The organism is Spiroplasma endosymbiont of Villa modesta (assembly GCF_964030925.1).
Lineage (GTDB): Bacteria > Bacillota_I > Bacilli_A > Mycoplasmatales > VBWQ01 > Spiroplasma_E.
Genome location: NZ_OZ034992.1, coordinates 1045482 through 1067356, shown reverse-complemented (window position 1 = coordinate 1067356; position 21875 = coordinate 1045482). Strand labels below are relative to the sequence as shown.

Annotated in this window: 30 protein-coding genes; 25 read left to right on the top strand and 5 right to left on the bottom strand. The window is 22.9% G+C overall.

Annotated elements, in window-relative coordinates; all coding sequences use genetic code 4:
* Positions 1–75: 75 nt before the first annotated feature.
* The 7 genes from AAHM89_RS06925 (at position 76) to guaB (ending at position 5935) form a co-directional block, all read left to right on the top strand.
* Positions 76–324, top strand: coding sequence for a hypothetical protein (locus AAHM89_RS06925; RefSeq protein ID WP_342265850.1), 249 nt, complete (start codon positions 76–78; stop codon positions 322–324).
* A gap of 40 nt (positions 325–364) precedes the next feature.
* Positions 365–787, top strand: a complete 423-nt coding sequence (locus AAHM89_RS06920; protein ID WP_339045912.1) for a transposase family protein — start codon at positions 365–367, stop codon at positions 785–787.
* A gap of 23 nt (positions 788–810) precedes the next feature.
* A complete protein-coding gene (locus tag AAHM89_RS06915; protein WP_342265849.1) occupies positions 811–1218 on the top strand; it encodes a transposase in 408 nt (135 codons plus the stop codon).
* A 246-nt stretch (positions 1219–1464) separates the two neighbouring features.
* Positions 1465–2034, top strand: a complete 570-nt coding sequence (locus AAHM89_RS06910; protein ID WP_342265848.1) for an amino acid permease — start codon at positions 1465–1467, stop codon at positions 2032–2034.
* Positions 2022–2723: a hypothetical protein gene (locus AAHM89_RS06905; RefSeq protein WP_342265847.1), complete on the top strand. Its 702-nt coding sequence runs from the start codon at positions 2022–2024 to the stop codon at positions 2721–2723. Before AAHM89_RS06910 ends, AAHM89_RS06905 begins: the two co-directional genes overlap by 13 nt.
* A 200-nt stretch (positions 2724–2923) precedes the next feature.
* On the top strand, positions 2924–4465 hold the full coding sequence (gene guaA / locus AAHM89_RS06900; protein ID WP_342265846.1) for a glutamine-hydrolyzing GMP synthase: 1542 nt from the start codon (positions 2924–2926) through the stop codon (positions 4463–4465).
* Positions 4466–4468: 3 nt separating this feature from the next.
* Complete coding sequence (gene guaB, locus AAHM89_RS06895) at positions 4469–5935, top strand: IMP dehydrogenase (protein WP_342265845.1); 1467 nt, start codon at positions 4469–4471, stop codon at positions 5933–5935.
* A gap of 56 nt (positions 5936–5991) precedes the next feature.
* Here guaB and AAHM89_RS06890 read toward each other — a convergent pair whose 3' ends face one another.
* From AAHM89_RS06890 to AAHM89_RS06870, 5 genes are all read right to left on the bottom strand, one after another.
* Positions 5992–6654, bottom strand: a complete 663-nt coding sequence (locus AAHM89_RS06890) for a hypothetical protein (RefSeq protein ID WP_342265844.1) — start codon at positions 6652–6654, stop codon at positions 5992–5994.
* Between the two features lie 44 nt (positions 6655–6698).
* The gene (locus AAHM89_RS06885; RefSeq protein WP_342265843.1) at positions 6699–6938 is read right to left on the bottom strand and encodes a hypothetical protein; all 240 of its coding nucleotides are present in this window, start codon (positions 6936–6938) and stop codon (positions 6699–6701) included.
* A gap of 22 nt (positions 6939–6960) precedes the next feature.
* Entirely contained in the window at positions 6961–7368 is a 408-nt protein-coding gene (locus AAHM89_RS06880; RefSeq protein ID WP_342265842.1) for a hypothetical protein, read from the bottom strand.
* A gap of 188 nt (positions 7369–7556) precedes the next feature.
* Positions 7557–7736, bottom strand: a complete 180-nt coding sequence (locus AAHM89_RS06875; protein ID WP_342265841.1) for a hypothetical protein — start codon at positions 7734–7736, stop codon at positions 7557–7559.
* Positions 7737–7739: 3 nt separating this feature from the next.
* The gene (locus AAHM89_RS06870) at positions 7740–8069 is read right to left on the bottom strand and encodes a hypothetical protein (protein WP_342265840.1); all 330 of its coding nucleotides are present in this window, start codon (positions 8067–8069) and stop codon (positions 7740–7742) included.
* Between the two features lie 389 nt (positions 8070–8458).
* Here AAHM89_RS06870 and mgtA point away from each other — a divergent pair, with 389 nt between their 5' ends.
* The 18 genes from mgtA (at position 8459) to AAHM89_RS06780 (ending at position 21864) form a co-directional block, all read left to right on the top strand.
* Positions 8459–11182 (top strand): magnesium-translocating P-type ATPase, encoded by a 2724-nt coding sequence (mgtA, locus tag AAHM89_RS06865; RefSeq protein ID WP_342265839.1) that lies wholly within the window; start codon positions 8459–8461, stop codon positions 11180–11182.
* 146 nt (positions 11183–11328) lie between these two features.
* Positions 11329–11484: a hypothetical protein gene (locus tag AAHM89_RS06860; protein WP_342265838.1), complete on the top strand. Its 156-nt coding sequence runs from the start codon at positions 11329–11331 to the stop codon at positions 11482–11484.
* Positions 11485–11610: 126 nt separating this feature from the next.
* A complete protein-coding gene (locus AAHM89_RS06855; protein ID WP_342267300.1) occupies positions 11611–12489 on the top strand; it encodes an ankyrin repeat domain-containing protein in 879 nt (292 codons plus the stop codon).
* Entirely contained in the window at positions 12464–12922 is a 459-nt protein-coding gene (locus AAHM89_RS06850; protein ID WP_342265837.1) for a hypothetical protein, read from the top strand. Before AAHM89_RS06855 ends, AAHM89_RS06850 begins: the two co-directional genes overlap by 26 nt.
* Before the next feature lie 217 nt (positions 12923–13139).
* On the top strand, positions 13140–13532 hold the full coding sequence (locus AAHM89_RS06845; protein WP_342265836.1) for a hypothetical protein: 393 nt from the start codon (positions 13140–13142) through the stop codon (positions 13530–13532).
* 133 nt (positions 13533–13665) lie between these two features.
* Complete coding sequence (locus AAHM89_RS06840) at positions 13666–15165, top strand: AAA family ATPase (RefSeq protein ID WP_342265835.1); 1500 nt, start codon at positions 13666–13668, stop codon at positions 15163–15165.
* A complete protein-coding gene (locus tag AAHM89_RS06835) occupies positions 15137–15697 on the top strand; it encodes a hypothetical protein (protein ID WP_342265834.1) in 561 nt (186 codons plus the stop codon). The genes AAHM89_RS06840 and AAHM89_RS06835 overlap by 29 nt, the downstream gene beginning before the upstream one ends.
* An 889-nt stretch (positions 15698–16586) precedes the next feature.
* Positions 16587–16838, top strand: coding sequence for a hypothetical protein (locus tag AAHM89_RS06830; protein WP_342265833.1), 252 nt, complete (start codon positions 16587–16589; stop codon positions 16836–16838).
* Positions 16839–16840: 2 nt separating this feature from the next.
* On the top strand, positions 16841–17359 hold the full coding sequence (locus tag AAHM89_RS06825; protein WP_342265832.1) for a hypothetical protein: 519 nt from the start codon (positions 16841–16843) through the stop codon (positions 17357–17359).
* 134 nt (positions 17360–17493) lie between these two features.
* The gene (locus AAHM89_RS06820) at positions 17494–17667 is read left to right on the top strand and encodes a hypothetical protein (protein WP_342265831.1); all 174 of its coding nucleotides are present in this window, start codon (positions 17494–17496) and stop codon (positions 17665–17667) included.
* 2 nt (positions 17668–17669) lie between these two features.
* Entirely contained in the window at positions 17670–18134 is a 465-nt protein-coding gene (locus AAHM89_RS06815; protein WP_342265830.1) for a hypothetical protein, read from the top strand.
* 2 nt (positions 18135–18136) lie between these two features.
* Positions 18137–18430 (top strand): hypothetical protein, encoded by a 294-nt coding sequence (locus AAHM89_RS06810; RefSeq protein WP_342265829.1) that lies wholly within the window; start codon positions 18137–18139, stop codon positions 18428–18430.
* 3 nt (positions 18431–18433) lie between these two features.
* Complete coding sequence (locus AAHM89_RS06805; RefSeq protein ID WP_342265828.1) at positions 18434–18592, top strand: hypothetical protein; 159 nt, start codon at positions 18434–18436, stop codon at positions 18590–18592.
* 293 nt (positions 18593–18885) lie between these two features.
* Positions 18886–19122, top strand: coding sequence for a hypothetical protein (locus AAHM89_RS06800; protein WP_174480108.1), 237 nt, complete (start codon positions 18886–18888; stop codon positions 19120–19122).
* 11 nt (positions 19123–19133) lie between these two features.
* On the top strand, positions 19134–19874 hold the full coding sequence (locus tag AAHM89_RS06795) for a hypothetical protein (RefSeq protein WP_342265827.1): 741 nt from the start codon (positions 19134–19136) through the stop codon (positions 19872–19874).
* Positions 19875–20081: 207 nt separating this feature from the next.
* The gene (locus AAHM89_RS06790) at positions 20082–20270 is read left to right on the top strand and encodes a hypothetical protein (protein ID WP_174480113.1); all 189 of its coding nucleotides are present in this window, start codon (positions 20082–20084) and stop codon (positions 20268–20270) included.
* A 16-nt stretch (positions 20271–20286) separates the two neighbouring features.
* Positions 20287–20661, top strand: coding sequence for a hypothetical protein (locus AAHM89_RS06785; protein WP_342265826.1), 375 nt, complete (start codon positions 20287–20289; stop codon positions 20659–20661).
* A gap of 18 nt (positions 20662–20679) precedes the next feature.
* The gene (locus AAHM89_RS06780; RefSeq protein WP_342265825.1) at positions 20680–21864 is read left to right on the top strand and encodes a hypothetical protein; all 1185 of its coding nucleotides are present in this window, start codon (positions 20680–20682) and stop codon (positions 21862–21864) included.
* The last annotated feature ends 11 nt before the right edge of the window (positions 21865–21875 follow it).

Here is a 21875-nt window from a genome sequence, read left to right as displayed (position 1 = left end):
TTTATTTTGAAATAACTTTAGAAAAATTAATATTTTAATAAATCTTATTATTTTAATGAAAGGAAAAAAGTAATTATGATAAAAATAAATTTAGAAGCGTGAAAAGGTTTAATTCGTAATTGAATTGAAGTTAACCCCAATCGTGATGGTCAATCAGTTACTAATAAAGTTAAACAACATGCTAACTATTTATTCCAACCTTATTATGATGGAGGATTATGAATAGGAACAACTCCTAGAGACTTAATTAATGGTAAAGAAAAGACATATTCCGTAATTAAATTTTTTAAAAGTCAATTAATAATTTTAAAATTTATTTTATAATTTTGTTATTAACAATAAATTTAGAAAAGTGTTGATAAAAATGATTTTTGAAAATTTAAAAAAATTAAAAAATGAAGAATTTTACAGATATTTTGGTATAAAACGTTTTCATTTTAATGAAATGTTAGAAAAATTAATTGAAATAGAAAAATTAGAAAAAAATAAAGGTCGAAAAAATAAACTTTCAGTAGAAGAAAGATTAATGATGACTTTATTATACTGAAAAGAATATTATACTTTTTTTCAAATGAGTATTAAATCTAAAATGAGCCCATCAAGTTGTTTTCGAAATATTACTTGAGTAGAAAATAAACTTAGTAACCACAAAGATTACCAATTTTTAAAAGAAAGATATAAATTAAAAATTGATAAAAAACAAGAAAATTCAAATGAATTTCAATTTTATTTAATTGATTCAACTGAGATTGAAATTGAAAGACCAACTAAAAAAAACTACAGTTAGAATATTTTTTTGGTAAAAGTTGAATGTATTCTATAAAATTTCAAATTGTATATGATTTTTTTAATAAAAAAATTGTTGATATTTTTGCTGATAATGGTAAAGTGCATGATTTTCAAATATTAAAAAATTCAAATCTTGAATTTTCAGAAAAAACAATAATTATTGGTGATTTAGGATATCAAGGTATACAAAATATTTATAAAAATACAATAATACAAATTAAAAGAATTAAAAATAAAAAATTAACTAAACAAGAAAGAAAATACAATAAGATTGTATCTAAAATTAGAATTAAAGTTGAACATGTCTTTGTTTGATTGAAAAGATTCAAAATTTTAGTAAATAAATGTAGAAAATCTAAATTTAGACTTATGTACTTAAGATTTAACTTACTTTGTGAAATTTTTAATAAAATAAAACCATTAAAATAAAAAAAATATTAAAAATATTTTTTTAAAATTTAAATTTTTATCGAGTTAATATAAAAATATTATTAACAATTTTTTGTTTAAAATGTAAACTCATTTTTTAAACTATTTTTTCAAAAAATATTTATTTCTATATTCAATAACACTAAATAGTTTTAAAACAATTTTATTGACAATTAATTAAATTTAATTACGGAATATGTCCAATATATTACTTTACCTTCAACAATTATTGTAACTATTATTTCTATGTTTCGAGTGAATTTAGATCAATTATCAATTTTTAATTGAGTTCCTGAACGATGATCGAGTTTAATGATTGATAGTATTGGTATTTTTATTTATGCTGCTGTTGCTAGTTGCATGTATTTTGGAATGAAGGGATTTCGTTGATTTGTTAATATTTCTGGTATTATTAAATGAGGTTCTGCTTTGTTTTTAATTGTTTGTGCTATTATTTTGGTAGTAACTAATAAAGGTTTAGCATTTTCACAAGCGGCTGAAGGAACAAAAAACATTAATTTAACTTTACCAAAAATTAATAATGCATTTAGTGGCTTCTTCTATTTTTTTATTGGTTTTGAAACTTTTATTGTTGTTGGAAAAAATGTTAAAAATCCAACCAAAAACTTTGGTAAAGGTATTTTAATAGTTTTATTATTATCAACTATTTTTTATTTAGCTGTATCAGTATTAGTATTTGGTGCCATTACTATTGACGGTACAAATGGCCAAAATGGTTGATCTGGAGCTACTAATGAATATATCCAAATAATGTTATATCAGGAATTGCTGGTATTACTGGTATGATTGTACTAGTTATTTCTACTTTATCATTGAAATTAAATGGTGCTATGCAAAATTCTTTATATTCTGGTGGTATGATTCAACCATTAGCCAAAGAAGGATATATTACCGAAAAATTAGCCAAATTAAATAAAGAAAATATTGCAATGCGTGCTAGTACAGCTAATTTAATTATTACTATTATTGCTTGTATTATTATGTTAATAATCCCAGATTTAATTGATGCACCTTTTGATTTTAATACAGTACTAGGATTTTCTACTAACATTACTATTGCTGTATATATTTTTGTGTTAGCTGCCACGTGTGTTATGGGTTATCGTAAACAAATTAAAATTAAAATTTGAGAATGAATTGTTTTTGTTGCTTGTGGTTTATTTTTACTTAGTCAGTTTGTTGTTTTTAACTATGGTATGATTAATGACATGATTAATAAAAGAGGGGAAGTATTAATAGCTGTTATTATTGAATTCTTAATGTTTTGAATGTTTATTGTAATTGCTGTTATTTGATATTTTATTTATTATCAGCCAAAATTAAAAATGCGTTTAGCATCAAATTTAGATTATCAAAATCAATTAGATCAAGAATTCATACCAATGACTGAAGAAGAAGCAATAAAATATTTACTTAATGAACCCGAAACAGAATTAGAACGAATTAAAATTCATGAAAATGAAGCCAGATCAGTTACAACTTAATTTCTTTAAATTATATTTTAACTTTTAAGAGTAATCATTAATAAATGATTACTCTTTTTCATATGCTCTTATCATTAATATCAATATTTTTAATTATATTTTAAAGAAATTAAAATCTATCATAAAATAATTATTACTGTAATCTATTTTATTTTTTGTTAAAAAATGATTTAATTACTATTATATTTGGAGGAAAAAAAATGATAAATACACAAGTATTGATTTTAGATTTTGGAAGTCAATATACACAATTATTAGCAAGAAGAGTAAGAGAAGCAAATGTTTATACTGAAGTTTTATCTTTTAATATTAGTTATCAAAAAATAAAAACATATCCCAACTTAAAAGCAATTATTTTATCTGGTGGACCATCAAGTGTTTATTTACAAAATGCTTATAAAATTGATCAAGTGATTTTTAATTTACCAGTTGCCATTTTAGGAGTTTGTTATGGCATGCAATTATTAACAAATCATTTTAAAGGGAAAGTAGAATTGGCAGATGAACAAGAATTTGGAAAATCAATTTTATATCTTGATCAACCAAATAATAAATTATTTAAAAAAGTTGCTAATCAATCAAAAGTATGAATGAGTCATGCTGATCATGTAACAAAAATTCCAAAAGATTTTATACAAATAGCTCATTCTGATTCTTCAATTTCAGCAATTGCACATTTGACTAAACCAATTTATGGTATCCAATTTCATGCTGAAGTTACCCATTCAGAATTTGGTAAGCAAATAATCGAAAATTTTTTATTTACAATAGCAAATTGTACAAAAGATTGAAGTTTAGATGATTTTATTAGTAATCAAATTTCAGAAATTAAAAATAAAGTCCAAGATAAACAAGTTATTTTAGGTTTAAGTGGTGGAGTTGATTCTTCAGTTGCCGCTGCCATTATTTCTAAGGCAATTGGTAAACAGTTAACTTGCATTTTTGTTGATACAGGTTTATTGAGAAAAAATGAAGCAATTGATGTCATGGAAATTTATAAACAAAATTTTAAACTTAATCTTGAAATGATTGATGCAAGTAAACATTTTTTTACTGCTTTAAAAGGTGTTAAAAATGCTGAAGAAAAAAGAAAAATTATTGGTAAACAATTTATTGATGTATTTACAACAGCAGCAAGAAAATTTAAAACGGCTGATTTTTTAGCACAAGGAACAATTTATCCGGATATTATTGAATCTTCAAGTAAACATGCAAGTTCAAAAACAATTAAAACTCATCATAATGTTGGTGGTTTACCTGATGATTTACAATTTAAATTGTTAGAACCATTAAAAACCTTATTTAAAGATGAAGTAAGAGAAATTGGTTTAAAACTTGGATTACCTGAAACATTAATTAATCGTCATCCTTTCCCTGGTCCTGGATTAGGAGTTAGAGTTATAGAAGAAGTAACAAAAGAAAAATGTTTAATTTTACAAGAAGTTGATCATATTTTTATTACCAAATTGAAAGAAAAAAATATATATAATCAAGTATCACAAGCATTTGCCACTTTGCTACCAGTTAAAACTGTGGGCGTAATGGGTGATAATCGCACTTATGATTATGTTGTTAGTTTAAGAAGTGTTAATACAATTGACTTTATGACAGCAACAAGTTCACATTTACCATGAGAATTTCTAGATGAAGTTGCAAATGAGATTATTAATAAAGTAGATGGTGTTAATAGAGTAGTTTATGATATTACATCAAAGCCACCAGGTACTATAGAATGGGAGTAAACTATGAATAAAGATTTAAATCAAAAAATAATATGTGAAGGAATTACTTTTGATGATGTATTATTAGTTCCAGGATATTCAGAAGTTTTACCAAATCAAGTTTCTTTAAAAACTAAATTAACAAATAAAATTGAATTAAATATTCCAATTTTATCTGCTGCTATGGATACAGTTACTGAATCTGATCTAGCAATTGCCATGGCAAGAGTTGGTGGTATTGGCATTATTCATAAAAATTTATCAATTGCTGAACAAGCTTTAGAAGTACAAAAAGTTAAAAGAAATGAGTCAGGTTTTATTACTGATCCAATTACTATTGGTGTTCAAACTTTAATTAGTGAAGCAAAATCAATTATGAGTACTTATCGAATTTCTGGATTGCCTGTTGTAAATGAAGAAAATCAATTAATTGGAATTGTTACTAATCGTGATTTAAAATATCTTGATAATGATAATGCATTAGTTAAAAATATTATGACTACCAAAAATTTAATTGTTGGTGATAAAACAACAACAATCGAACAGGCAAAACAAGTTATGTTAAAAAATAAAATTGAAAAACTACCAATTGTTGGTTCAAATAATAAATTGATTGGTTTAATTACAACAAAAGATATTGATAAAGCTATTGATTATCCAAATGCTTGTAAAGATGATCAAGGACGATTAAGAGTTGGTGCTGCTGTTGGTGTTGGTGAAGACACTTTAGCAAGAGTTGAGGCATTAGTTAAAGCAAAAGTTGATGTATTAGTTGTTGATTCAGCACATGGTCATAGTTTAGGGATTTTAAAAACAGTTAAAATAATTCGTAAAACTTATCCAAAATTAGATATTATTGCTGGAAATATTTGTACTGCAGCTGGAGCACAAGCACTTTATGAAGCTGGCGCAAATTGTATTAAAGTTGGTGTTGGTCCTGGTAGCATTTGTACTACTAGAATAATAGCAGGAGTTGGTGTGCCACAAATTACTGCTATTAATGATGTTTATAATTGAGCAAAAAATAAAAACGTAACTGTCATTGCTGATGGTGGTATTAAATATTCTGGTGATATTGTAAAAGCAATTGCTGCTGGTAGCAATTGTGTAATGTTAGGTAGCATTTTAGCTGGAACAGAAGAATCACCAGGTGAGGAAATTATTGTCAATGGTAAAAAATATAAAAATTATGTTGGTATGGGTTCATTAGTTGCCATGAAACGCGGTAGTAGTGATCGTTATTTTCAAAAAGGAATTAAAAAATTAGTGCCAGAAGGAATTGAAGCACGCGTTCCTTTTAAAGGAAAAGTACAAGATGTTGTTTTTCAATTAGTTGGTGGTATTAGAAGTGGTATGGGTTATGTTGGTGCTAAAAATATTTTATCTTTAATCCAAGATTCTAAATTTGTAAAAATTTCAAGTGCTGGTTTAAGAGAATCACATCCTCATGATGTTGAACTAACAAAAGAAGCACCAAATTATAATAAATAAAAAATTTGTATATTTAAAAAAACTAAGTTTTAATAAAACTTAGTTTTTAATTTTAATTAATATTTAATTTTTTTATTAATAACAATTTCATCGTTTTGTTGTACGTTATGACGTTTAATTGTAATTTCTTTGTTAGTTTTATTTATAGAAATTTCAGAATAACCACCAAAAAGTGCAGTACCACTTAAAACATCATAAATTGTCTTTTTACCAACATTAACTGCAATTATTTTTTCATCATATTTGGTTGGTACAAAGTGTTGATGTCCAGTTAACATTAAAATAACATTATATTTTGCTAAAATTTCATTTGCAAATTCAGTTCTTTGTTCTTTACTTCATCATTCTTGATCAATTGAAAAATCATCATATCCATAATGAAAAGCTAAAACAATTGGCATATTACTCAAACCAACATTTATTTCTAAATCTTTTTGTAATTCAGTTAATGCTGGCCCAGGATCACTTCTTCCAAAATTTCAACCTGAAGTATCTTTATTAATTGGCGCTAAACTGCATTGAACAAAATGTATACCCAATCAATTTCAAGAATATACAGGAACTTCATTTTTTGAAGTATAATAGAGTAAGTGAGCTGCTGTCATAGCATTTTGTTTAACAATATTTTGGTTAAGTCAAGTTTGGTTAACTTTACAAGTAGTATCAGAATCATGGTTACCAAAACTTGCTAAAAGATGATTAGAGATTGATGCTAACATTAATTTATAAGAAAATAAATTCCCTGTATATTTAACATAACGTGTTAAATCACCAGAAATAATAACACCTCTATTATTATTTTCTGGTAAATATTTAGCAAGGACACTAATTGTTTTGTCACTAACTGAGGATATCCAGCATGAATATCTGCTGTAGCTAAAAAATTAATTTCATCATTACTTTTTATTGTGTTTGTTAAACTTGAATTAATATTATAAGAAAAATTACTATTGGTCATTGATAAAGTATTACTTATTGCAAGTAGTAATAATATTTTTTTCATATCTTTTTCCGCTCCATATTAATTATAAACTTACACTTATTGCTGGATTTAATACTAATGGTGGTTCTACTTCATTATTATTTATTGAATTTATTTGTGTTTGTGATAGTAAAGGTGTTGTTTCATCAATTTCTCTACTATTTGTTTGTCTTCTATTTTCATAAAGTACTTTTACATATTCAACAGTTTTTACACTAACAGTTGAAGTTATTGCCATTGTTACTGCTGAAATTAAACCTCATATTAAAACACCTTTGACTGTAGAACGATATGGATTAAAATCATTGTTTATATAATTATCAATAAAATCATATTTCATAATATCTAATCATTCAGCAATAATTGTTGGGATTGAATATCATCCAGCAATATTTCCTATAACTTCACCGAAAATGGTTGAACTTAGTATAATTTTATTTTGTATTTTCATTTTTCTTTTTATCTCCTTTTTAAAAATATAAAAAACCATTTACTTTTAAACTAAAGTAATGGTTAAAATTTAAAACTTATATTCAGTTTGCAATTAAGTGCTATATCAGAAAAAATTAAAGATATAAGAAATTAGATATATATAATAAATTAATAAAATTGTTACTATTAATAGTAACAATTTTATTATTATAAATTTGGTAAATTTGGTTTATATTCTTTTACTGTATGTTGTATATTTTGTAAATTATCTATTTTTTCATCATTTGCCTTATTTTTTATATGATTAAAATTATCATTAAGAATGGTAGGTATTTTATCTAATTTTTGGTTAAGTATTATTTCTAATTCATTAATTTCTTTTTCCAAAATTTAGCATTCTTCTTTTAATTTTAGTGCTCTTTTTTCTTGCTCCATTACTTTTTTTCATTTCATTGTATGTCTTTGTCCACTAATTTTCATTTCTTGTCCTCATTTTTTACTTAATTCTGGATTATCTTCAATTAAATATTTATTACGTATTATTTTATATTTAGAATATAATTTTTCTTGTTCTTTTTTAGTATTTGATATTTTTATTTTTTGCTGTTTATAAAGATTATTTAATTCATTAAATTTGTCGATAAGAATTCATAATGATTCATGATATTTTTTAATTTCTAAATTTAGTTGATTAATTTCTATTTTCTGTTTTTCAGTCATTTTAACTACTCTTTATAAATTAATTATTTTTTAAATAATTAATTTATATTTCCTTTCATTTTTCTAAATAAAAAACTATTATTTTTATTTAAAAATAATAGGTTAAAAACTCATATCAAGTTTAACTAAATACTATCATATTTGATTAATAAATATAGAAAATTGATTAGAAGATTTATAATTATATTTCAACTCCTTTTAAATCATTGATGTTTACTCCTATTTTTGATATAAATAATTTGTATTTAAAATAATACAAATTTTTATTGAAAATAGAAGAATATTATTTTTAAATATTTGGTAGTTTTAAGAACTTTATTCACTAAAATCAAAAGAACTTTATTTTAGTATACAATTAAATTATACGTTTGAAGAAAGGTTGGTTGATAATGCAATTTTTTAAAAAGAAGCATATAGAACAAAAAACAACAACCATGTTTAAACAATTTTCGCAACTATCGAAAGAAGAAGTTATCCAACAATTAGATGGTAGTATGTACGGATTAAAAAAGGAAGAAGTAGAAGACAGACTTAAAAAATATGGTAAAAATGTTTTTTCTCATAAACGATTTGTTTGATACAAAAAATTAATGCACAATATTTTTAATCCTTTTATTATTGTTTTAATGATAATAGTTATCTATAATTTTATTAGTTACAGTATTATTGATACTAATACTGATAAAAATGTTGATTTGTACAGTGCTATTATTGTTTTAGTAATGATTATTTTGAGTGTTTTTATATCTTACTTTCAAGATTATCGTTCCTATAAATCTTCAGAAAAATTACGACAATTAATTGAAACAACAGCCAGTGTTTTTCGATTTAGTAATAAAAATAAAAAAATTGATTTTAATGCTTTAAATAGTGTTGCCAATTTTACAAAAGAAGTATTAATTGAAAATTTAGTACCAGGTGATATTATTTTCTTATCTTCTGGTGATATGATTCCTGCCGATGTTCGAATTTTAGTTTCAACCGATCTATTTATTAATCAATCAGCACTAACTGGTGAAACATTTCCTGTTGAAAAACATGCTATTAATACTAAAGATGATAATAAAAAAAGTAGTATCCTAGAATTTGAAAACATATGTTTTATGGGTACTAGTATTGTTTCGGGCGGTGCTATTGCTATTGTTATTGCATCAGGTGTTAATACTTATTTTGGATCAATTGCTAGTGCAGTAACTAGTAAACGTCCTGTTACTAGTTTTAGTAAAGGTATTAAAAAAGTTACCTACATTCTTATTGGTTTTATGTGTGTAATGGTACCATTAATATTTATTGTTAATGTAATTACTAAAAATAATATTTTAACAGCGTTAATATTTTCAATATCAGTTGCTGTTGGTATTACCCCCGAAATGCTGCCAATGATTGTTAGCGCTAACTTAGCAAAAGGTGCAATTAGATTATCACATAAAAAAGTAATTGTTAAAAATTTAACTAGTATTCAAAGTTTTGGTGCAATGGATGTTTTATGCACTGATAAAACCGGTACTTTAACTGAGGATAGAATTGAGTTAGTTAAACACTTAGATCCAGAAGGTGTTGAATCAAACAAAGTTTTAGAAATGGCATATTTAAATAGTTCTTTACAAACTGGATTAAAAAATAATATTGATAAAACAATTGTCCAACACATTAAAGCTCATCATAATAAAATAGTTGAAATGCCCTATCGTAAAATTGATGAAATACCTTTTGATTTTATAAGAAGACGAATGTCAATAGTAGTTTCAAAAGATAAAATTAATAATACTTTAATTTGCAAAGGAGCAGTAGAAGAAATATTAAAAATTTGTACTAAAGTTGAAATTGGGGGGAAAGTAATTACCTTAACTGATAAAATTAAAGAAAATGTTTTAAAATTAAGTACGGAATTAAATAATGATGGTTTACGAGTAATTGCAATTGGCTATCAAGATTTTGCTAGTGACAAAACAGTTTTTAAAATAGAAGATGAATCTAATTTAGTTTTATTAGGATATATAGGTTTTTTAGATGTACCTAAACCTAGTGCTATTAAAGCAATAACAACTCTTAATCAACACGGAATTGATGTTAAAATTTTGACTGGTGATAACGAAATTGTTACTAAAGCAATTTGTAAAAAGGTGGGATTAGAGCCAGGAATTCCTTTATTAGGTAGTGACATTGAAGATATGGATGATCAACATTTACAAGCATTAGTAAATAAAACTACTATTTTTGCGAAAATGGATCCATTACAAAAATCAAGAATTATTGATATTTTAAAGTTAAATGGTCACACTGTTGGCTTTTTAGGTGATGGTATTAATGATGCTGTTGCTTTGCATCACGCTGATGTTGGAATATCTGTTAATAGTGCTACTGATATTGCCAAAGAAGCATCTGATATTATTTTATTAGAAAAAGATTTAGATGTTTTAGAACAAGGAGTGATTAGTGGCAGAAATACTTTTGGTAATATTTTAAAATATATTAAAATTACTATTTCTTCTAATTTTGGTAATTCATTAAGTATTTTAATTGCTTCAATTTGATTACCTTTTTTACCAATGATGGCAATTCAAATTTTACTACAAAATTTATTATATGATATTTCTCAATTAGCAGTTCCTTGAGATAGGGTTGATGAAGACTTTATTAAAAAACCACAAAAATGAAATGCAAAAAGTATTTTACCTTTTGCATTCTGGAATGGACCGCTAAGTTCAATATTTGATATAACCACCTTTTTATTTTTAGGATATGGTTTACATATCTTTGCCAATTTTGCTAATGTAGATCCTAATAGTGCTGCTGGCATATATCAACAATCATTATTTCATACTGGATGATTTATTTTAGGAGTTACTTCACAAACATTAATTGTACAATTATTACGAACTTCTAAGGTACCTTTTATTCAAAGTATGCCATCTCATCAGTTATTTTTAACAACAATTATAATTACTATTATTGGCATTAGTATTCCATATACACAATTAGGAGCTACTATTGGTTTAACACCAATTCCTTTAATTTTTTATGCTTATTTAGCTGGTGTTGTCATTGTTTATTTCATTGCTAGTCAATTATTAAAAATGATATATATAAAGGTTAATAAACGCTGATTATAAACTAAATTTTAATTTTAAGAAAAATGTATTGGATTTTTTTAAAATTATGATACAAATAAATGTAAAACTAAAGAAAGTTTTTGTATTCCTGTTACTTTATTAAAAGTAACAGAAATTTCATATTATAGATAGGAACAGATAAAAGTATGCTAACATTAAATTACCTTATTGATCAATTTCAAAAGAAAAGAATTCAATTTTCTATTATTGAAGATTTTATGAATAATCCAAACATTAGTGATGAGGAAGTTATTAGTTTAGATAATAACAATAGAAATGCCCTTCATAATAGTTTTTATTAGATTTAGATGAAGGAGCAGAAATAGAAGATGAATATAACTATGATCCACATGAGGAAGGTTGAGAAACTTCAAGTGAATTAATAGAATTTACAACTAATAAAATAAAACTTATTAATTGATTAATAAATTTTAAAAAAAAATGATAAAAATTTTTTAAATCAACAAGATATTGAAGGAAATTCACCCTTACATTTAGCAATTATGAAACAATATATTGTAGACTGAAAACTTGGAGGAGAGTTTAAAAATATAGCAAAACAACTAATTAATAATTCACAAGTTAATCCCAATTTAGTAAATTTGCAAAATGAAACCCCATTTTGCAAATTATTAATACAAGAGATTAATAAAGCTGATGCATATCCGACAAATGAAGAAATTCGTGAATTAGTTAATGATTTTCAAAATAATTCTCATTTTAATATTAATAGTGTTAATAATAAAAATCAAAATCTTTTACATATTATTTCTAAAGAGGGTAATAAAACTGATTTTAGAATTAATTTTGCCATCACTAAAAAAACTAATTTTTATCAAATAGATGATAATGGTAATACACCTTACGAAATAGCAATCCTAAACAACAATTTTGATATGTTAGAAATAATAGAAAATTGCAAATATTTTGATATTAATACACCTATTGATGAGTTTAATAACACTATATTACATAGAGCAATTAAAAGTAATAATAAAAAAATTATAAGAACACTACTATTAAAAAATGAAAATGGTGATTTAGAAATTAATTTTGATATTAAAAATAAAAATAATGAAAAACCTTTTAAATTTGAAGATATGATAATTGATTGATTACATCAATTACCAAGAAATCAAAATCAAATTGAAATGATGATTATTGATTTTTTAATAACAAATGAATGTAATTATAATAATTATATAACTAGAGAAGGATTAACTTGATGAACTTTAGCTATTAAATATAACTTAAAAGAAGTTACTAATTATTTGGTTAATAGTGTATTGTGTATTAACTGATATTAACAAAATAGATAGTAATCCTTTTAAAAATAAAAATTATCTTTTTGATAATGAGATAAAAGAAGAAGTAGATAGTATGTTAGATGATTTATCATATGTTGATTCAAAAATTATAACATCTATTAAAAAGCTTCCAAATTGTCCTAATTTTAATGAATTACAAAAAGATGCTTTAGAACAACGAGTAACTGCTATCCATAATTTCAAAAAATATCAAACTGATCAAAATTTATCTGATAATGAAAAAGCAATTTTTAAGATATACCTAGATGCAATATTAGATGAAGATGATACAAATTGATCAGAAGAAAAGAAAACAGATTTTAATAAAGTAAAAGAATGATTAACAAAAGAAGAAGTTAACAAAGAAAAGCGTAAATTAGAAAATACAGAAAAAAATGATAGCAAAAAAAGAAGGAAGTTATCAATTGCATAACTACTGCTAAAACTTTTCTTAAAAATTAATATTTTAATAAAAATAACTGCAAAATAATAATAAATAGTTTCCGTATTATTTATAAAAATAGATAAAAATTATTGTAAAGTTAATTAAATTTGTTAATATTGTTACGTTGTATAAATAAAAATATTTTTATTTTTCAAAATATATATTAATTTTCTTTATTATATTAGATTTAAGGGAGTAAAAAGAAATGAAAAAAATACAAATAATAACAATATTATTATTTATTTTAACTATTTTACTTATAATTTCTGGTTTAATTCTCATAGATTTTTGTGATTATCATTCTCATATGCGTAATCAAACAACGTTAAAGTTTGAAAATATAGAAAGAAATGGATTTCAAATATTAGCTACAACCAGCATATATCATATTTTAGAATATTCACCAAAATATGTATGTTATATAAGTCAAAATATTGGAAATTATTATAATTGAGTAGAATTACAAATTGGAGTTATTTTCTGTATAATTTTAGTACCAACTTTATTTTATGTAATTACTTTATTAATTTTTACTAATATTTGTTTAAAAATAAAAGAAATAACAATTTTTGAGATGCAATCGAAAATTGTGAAATAATTAACAATTACTATATTCATTAAAATTTAATAATTTATATTTATTATTTTTTACTATTATTATTTTTCTACATTTCAATAATGTTAAATGTTATTATATTTATATAGTTTAAAATGATATATAGGTGATATAAATGAAATTAAAAATAAAAAATATTGGTCCTTTTAATGATACTTCTTTAAATATTGGCGATATTACTATTATTGCTGGTGTTAATGACACTGGTAAAAGTTACTTAAGTAGATTAGTTTTTGCAATGGTAAAAATTGCTACTAGTGATATTAAGTCAGAAATAATTAAGAATTTTTTTAACTTTGCTGAAGATACTTTTACACAAATTGAAAATACTGGTAGTAATTTTCTTGAAACAAATTTTAATAGTAGTGAAAAAGAAAGTGCTTTATTTAAAGAAATTGAATCTATTTATAATAATATTAATTTAAATAATAAAACATTTATGCAAAAATGAATAACAAATTTTAATTATAAAATTGAAAAATTTAATAATTTTTGAATTAATTTATTAACAGACTATCATCAATTGCTAAAAATAAATGATGATTTAATTACCAAAACATTACAAAGAATTGAATTAGATACTAATAAAGATAGTTACAAAATTAAAATTATTAAATATACAATTAATATTATTAATAATGATATTTTACAAACCTTAGAATTATCTAATAATAAAGATACTGATATCATTTCATATTTAATGGCTAATATTCTTCGTGAAAACTTTCATGGTGAAAACTTAAGAAATAAAAAATATAATAATAAAGATAGTTATTTAAAACTTAGTTTAGACAATAACAAAAGTTTAACAATTAATATTAATGAAAATAATAAATTTTCTTTAGAACATGAGTTTAATTACTTAGAAAATATTATTGAAAACCCAATAATTGATGCTACTTATATTAGTGATACTGACCAAATTTTAAATTTAATGATTGAAGAAAGTCTTAGTAAAAAACAATCATCATATATGTTAGAGAGTGAAAAATTAAAATTATCATTAAATAACATTTTCAAATTTAAAAAGTGTCACTACTTAGATGATTTTAAAAATAAAATTAATATTCAAAAAAATATTGAACAGTATAGTAATTTGAAATTAGTATTAATTAAACAAAAAATTAATCAAGAACTTGAAAACTATTTTGGTAATGAAAATAAAATTAACTTTGAAAATGGTAGTTTAACTAAGAATGGTATTACTATTAAACTTGCTAACTCCTCACGTGGATTAAAAATTATTGAATCATTTAAAGAAATGGTTAAAAGTGACTTTTTTAAAGAAGGTAACTTAGTAATTATTGATGAACCTGAAGCGTATATTCATCCAGAATGACAATATTTATTTACTAAACTATTATTAAATATTGCTAAAATAATTAATTTTAAATTAATTATTTCAACACATAGTCCATATATTCTTGAAACAATAACTTCACTAGCAAGTCGTGACTTTAAAAACTTAAATTTTAAATATAATTTTATTAACAAAGATAAAAATTTTGATTCTTGTATAATTGAAGAGAATAGTTTAGATCACATTAATGAAGCTTTAAGTTATCCATATAGGGAGTTAGACGAATATGAATTTAAATGAGACATTAAAAAATAATTTAATATTTATTTATAAAAAAAATAAAAAAACATTTCGTTTGTTATCTTATAGTACTGCTTCTAAAACATATTCTTCAGATTCTGAAGAATATGCAATTGATGGTGATAATCTTAAACTTTTATGTTGTAGTCATTCACGTGGTATTAAATCAATTGATGCTATCACTTATAATAAAAGAAATGAATTTTTATTCATTGAATTTAAAATTCAAAAACATTTTCATGAAGACATTATTAATGATTTATCAAAAAAATTTACTGATACCTTTATTTGTTTTCAACATAATATTGATAAAAAACATGAAATTTCTTTTGACAAAATTAAATGTTTTTTTGTATTTAATATTAGAAGAGAAACTGATCGTAATATTAGAAATATCAAAAGAATTAAAAAGAAATTAAATAATAAAGTTGATGAATTAAATAAAGAACATCGCATTTCTTTAAATTTTAAAATCATTTATTCATCAACTTTTGATCATAGTATTGAGTATTTTAAAATGGATGACTACTTTAGTGAAGTTAAGTAAAATTTATATTTTAAAATGAAAAATGCACCATATTGATTTTATAATCTAATTACGGTGCATTTTATTTTTTATTTTACTAAAATTTTGGGCGGTTGTCAAAGTTACGAAATAATTTATTATCATATTAGTAACTTATTTCCAAAAATGAATTATTTGAAAAATAATGAAAATTAGATAAAATTACTCTCTTTAACCCTTAAATTTAAATTTATATTCGACGTATTTTAAAAAATATACATTTAAAAAAATAAAAATTATTCTCAAAGTTATTAAGGAAAAAGACAAGAAATAATCTTGTCTTTTTTTTGTAATTGTAAAATTTTAAAATTTTTAATAATCGTCTTTAACGCTATTATCAACACGTGTTAGGGAACTAAAAAAGTGAACTACAACACAGTTGTTAAAAATAGTAGCTAGCATGTGGACTTGCATGGATAAATAAAAAGTGGAGTGATACCTAATAAAATATACTAACCATTAATGGTAATTCTTGGGGTGGGAGCGAATTGGAAACTAGTATATATAGACCTGTTGTAGGGACCTATTGTATTAATTCTATTCTTTATTTAACCAACCTTGCCACTACCAAGTGAGCAAGTGTTGGTTTTATTTTTTATTTTTTTTGAAAAATTTTTTGGGCGAGAAAATAAATTTCAAACTTGTAAAAAAAATTGAGCGGGGCCGGTTCAATTAAAATATTAATTTGTTTAACACAAATTAAATAAATATTGAATCGAATGCCTCAATGTTTTTTAAAATTTCACAATTTATTTTTGAGCCCAGAATTGCTGGAATGAATAAAACGAATAGTAGTATTATTAATAACCTAAAAATCAAAATATATGTTCTTTATGCTAGAAGCAACAGAACATATTAGGAAAGGATTATTATGGCAATAGAAATTCTTGATTATGAAGCACTAAGAAAGATTGATAAAAAAATTAAAAAAAGAAGAAAAAGATGTGTTGAATGTAATGAATTATATGAAGATGACAAAATCCAAATGCTTTATCGCTTTAAAACAGAATTAGAAGCAGAACAACATGATATTAGAAAATTTGAAGATGATTATGATATTGATGAACATTTGGATTATACAAAACCATTTGGATATGTTTGTGATTGATGTAGAAGTGATTAATTATGCAAATAGAATTTAAAAAAGAACAAATTGTAAAAGATAGACCACAATCTATTCTTATTGATTATGGTGAATATAAATTACAATGTCCAAAATGAATGGTTAAAAATAATAGTTTTATTGCTGATGATAAATATATATATTGAGTTTTTAATTTAGAAAATATTAAAAGAGAATTAAGCGGTAATGAATTAATAAAATTATTAGAACCATATATTAAAGACCAAAAAATAACTGTTAATAAACCAACTGCTCCAAAAGAATATTATCTTAATTATATAAAACTTGAACCATTAACATTTTATGAACAGCATAATAGTTGATTTATTGGTGAAATAACTGATAACAAAACTAAAATTACTAATCCTTGTTTTAAATATAACATTACGTGAGAAGAAAACAGAAAAGGTTTTAAAATAAATAATCCATATAACCATAATGATTTACCAATTAATTATATAATTACTTCTTTTAAGGAAATTTCAACTCATAATGAAAAAGTATTTTTGTTGAACGTGTAAACAAAATAAATTAGATTATTTATTCTTTAATACTAATGATATAAAAACAAGAAAATATTTTTTAAGAGATAAAAATGGTAAAGCGATTTGTTATGACTGCATTTTAAATATTAGGTTAAATAGGAGGTATAAATATGGATAAAGAAAAATTATTTTCTTATAAAGACCAAGAAATTATTCATGAATATAAAGAAAAATTAATTAAATATTTAAAAAATAAAATTGAAAATGATGAATATAGAAGTGCAAGTAATGATGCAATATATTATTCATTAATTAAAAAAATCAATAATCGAGAATTTGATTAATAATGCAATATGACTTAATTATTGGGATTGATCCTGCTGGAATTGGTAATAATGGAATGGTTATATATTCAAGTGAAACTAATAATATTGTTTTTAATGAAACATTTAATACATTAACTGTTTTATGAACTAAAAATATGTATAAAGAAAAATTTCAATTAATTAAAGAAAAATTTATTGATAAAAAAATATTAGTTATTGTAGAAAATTTCTTTTTAAGTTCAAAACAATTATTAACTAATCCATTAGCAACTCCTAAAATTATTGGAGCATTAATGGTATTAGTACAAGATGTTTTTAACTGAGATTATTTCGCAAGTTATCCTAAAAATAAAAATAAAATAATAAATTATAAAGGAAATATAAAATTAACAAAACATGAACAAGATGCTTATAAGCATATTCAATATTATTTAAAAAATCATAAAAAAATATTAATTTTCGATAATTATTTAAGGAAATTATAAAAATGAAAGATAAAGCAAATTATGTCAAATTAACAGTAAAACTAAGTAACACTATTGAAGCAAAATATTACGAAAAAGGTAATAAAGAATTATATTATAGTGTTCGAGGTCAATGAAATGGTTTAAACTATGTTACTTTAATTTTTAACAACCCAAAACTTTATAAACGATGTATTTTATTAAACAAAAATGATGAAATTATAGTAACTGGTGAAATCTTTAATAATTGAAATATGAATATAAATCGTGCATTTTGTTCAATCAATGTTAAATGATTTAAAAAATGAAAAGAGTAAAAAATGATATTATGAAAAATTTTATTAATATTACCAATATTAATAACAAGTATAACACTAATAATATTCTTAATATTTATTATTAAAGAATTAAAAAAAGAATATAAAGTATTAAGAATATTAAGTGAAATTGCTAATCAAATTAAAAATAAGGAGAAATAAATAATGAAATGTAATTGAACTGAAAATGATACAAAAATATCATATACCTAATATGATATTGCTATGCCCTATTATAAAATAATTGAATGTAATAGTACAAATACTACAAGAGATAAATAAAATGTTAATGAAAGATATTTTTGTGAAATAAATTTAAAACAAGTTAAAGAAACACGAAAATTAATGCATAAAAATTGTATTAATAAAGAACAATTAATTTAATATTTAAATAATCATTTACTTTTAGATATGGAATTAATAATTGAATATTTAGAAAGAGGTGACTTTGATTAATGATTATATTACCTACTTTGTTTGAAAATAAAGATGAAATTGAAATATTATCACCATTTCCAAAAGCAATTCATACAAGTAATGATATTAGAGCAATTATTTTAAGACAATACCCAAATGTTAAATCAAAACACATAATTGTTTCTGACCCTGAAAGTAATGTTGCATTAATAGTTGGTGATAATGATGTTTATCAAGGTTGAATTAAAGTAACAATTAAAAAATTAGAAAATTAAACGAGATTAAAATGCCAAATATAGAAAATCAATCAAATTATACTTTAACTAAATTAATTAGAACTGGTATAAGTCCAATTTGTGCAATGATAGGTACAAGTGCTTATTATGGTCAAGTAATAGATAGTCCATTATTAGGTTCAATTAATAGTTCTAAAAAAATTATTTTAGGTTTAGGAACAATTGGTTTAGCAAATTATAGTAAATGAAGTGAAAATAATATTACTCCAATTATTCCAACAACACCAACCCCAATAACTACTACAACTACAACAGAAGGTCCGCCATGATTATTATTAAATAAACAAGAAAATCAGTCATTAATGGATTGAGATACATATATTAGTTTAAATGCTTATGGTATATCAAATCTTATTAGTGGAATTCTAGAATTAATACCTAATAAATTTGAAGCAATAAGAAAAATTTGTAATATGGCAACTGGTGGATGTTTAATTTCAACTGGTGTTGCAATGGGGATAAATAATGATTTTAATAATGCTTATGCAGTACCTACCATAGTTGCTAGTGCAAGTGAAATAATCCATAATTTACTTCCAATAGAAACAAATCATAATAGAGAAATGCAAGAAACATCATTTAATGATGAAACTGCAAGATTAATAAATGATAATAGATTTACTATTAATAGTGAAACAAGTAGTCAATATGGTAGTGATAATATGAGCGAAGTACCATTAAATTATGATAATGCTTCATTAAATTGAGATTATACTCACATGAGTTTATAAAGGAGGTGAAAAGTCATGAATAAAGAAAAAATTATTGAATATTATAATAATGAAATTCAAACATATAAAGAGAGAATGGAACAATTAAATAAAGAAATTCCTTATTAGTAAGCATTATAAGTAATTCAAAATCGATGATTGAAAGAATTAATGGTGGTCAATTTGATGAATAATTAAAAAATAAATAATTGAAAGGAAAATATTGAAATGAAAGAATTTTTACATGAATTAATAATTATTGGAACAAGTGTTGGAACATTAATTTGCAGAGAAATTATTGTTTTATTAAAAAGATTTATCACAACTCCAAAACATGTTAGAGCAAATAACAAAATTATAAAACATCAAAAAAAATTAGCAAAATTAAATGAAAAAATTAATAAAGAAAATAAATAATAAAGTGGTGATGTAAATGTTAGAAAATGAAGATAATGTTCAACAAACAAATGAACCTTTAACTGAAAATAATGTTCAACAAGAAATAGAAAATAAAGTTAGTGAAGCAGAAAATAAGTTAAATAAACTTAATCAAGAAATTAAAGAAAAAGAAATGATTAATATATTTAAAAAATATCAAGTTAAAACTGAATTTTATGATTTTTTAAAATTTAAAACAAGTAATATAGAAAAACCAAAAATTGAAGAAACTATTAAAAAAATTATTAAAGAGCAACCAATATTTAAACAAACAATTAATACAGGTGGCAATAAACAAATAATTATTAATAATAAACCAAATGATAAAGAAAATTTTTTAATTAATTATAAAAAGAAAAATTATTTATAAACGAAAGGAAGGAATAAAATGTCAGAACCATTTAATCAAAATTTAGACAATACAGAGAGATTAGTAGAAGCACCAGAATTTATAGAGTTTTTTAAAATTTCAAATAGTCCATGGGCAAACTTTTTTCCTACTGAAATTGTTGACTCAGTAAATATTGAGTTTATTGTTAAAAAACCAAAAAAACCGGAAGTAAAAATTATTGCTTGGGATGATAAAAGTAAAAGATATGAATTACCATATGTTGATACAGATAAAATTAGTAAAAAAATAACTAAAAAATATCTTGCAGGAGAAATTATTGCAGATGTAGATTTAAAAGCAAATAATGGACAAAATTTATTAGATAGTATGCAATATGAAGTTGCAAATGATTTAGCAGATAAATTAGCAATTGATGATACACAAGCAATTGCAAAATTTGCTACTAAAATCGATATTGAAGATACAACACCAGTAGGATATTTAAAATCAATGTTATCTGCTTGAAATACTTTGTTTCAATTTAGAAACATTGCAAATAGTAAATTTTTTATTACTAATGGTCTTTATGATAGTTTAGTTTATTTAGCTGATAATAAAGGTTTAATTACCGATAATCAGTTGGCACAACAATTACGTTTAAATGGAAATAATTTATATGTAAAAGGTGTATTATGTGAAATCGTTCTTGATGACTATATGATTTTTACTAATGATAAAAATGAACAACAATTAATGACCTTTATTTTAGCAACACCAAGAGCGATGAAAAGATACATGATAGAAAATACAGTTATTTATGTAGATTTTATTAAAGATGATAAAGCAGGAAGAGCATATAAAGTTGCTGGTGAAGTTGTTGGAGAAGCAATACCATATATTTCTAATAATGAAACAACATCAAGATGAATGTTATGTGGAGTTATTAAAACAGAAAAAACTGATTTAAAAACTAAAATTACAGTTTTAACAACAAATATTACTGCAAATGTTAATAACAATAACAATGAATTAAATACACAAATAAAAAGTATTAATGAACTTAAATCATTAAATCCAAATTTAACAAATCCAACTATTAAATATTTTAGTGATGCACAAGGAAAAACTAATGTAAGTAATCAAAAACAAAAAGCAGGTGACTTATATATAACTATTACTGCAAATGTTAATGATTTAAATTATAAAGGAACAACAAATCCAATTAAAATAACTCTTAAATAAAGGAAATTAAT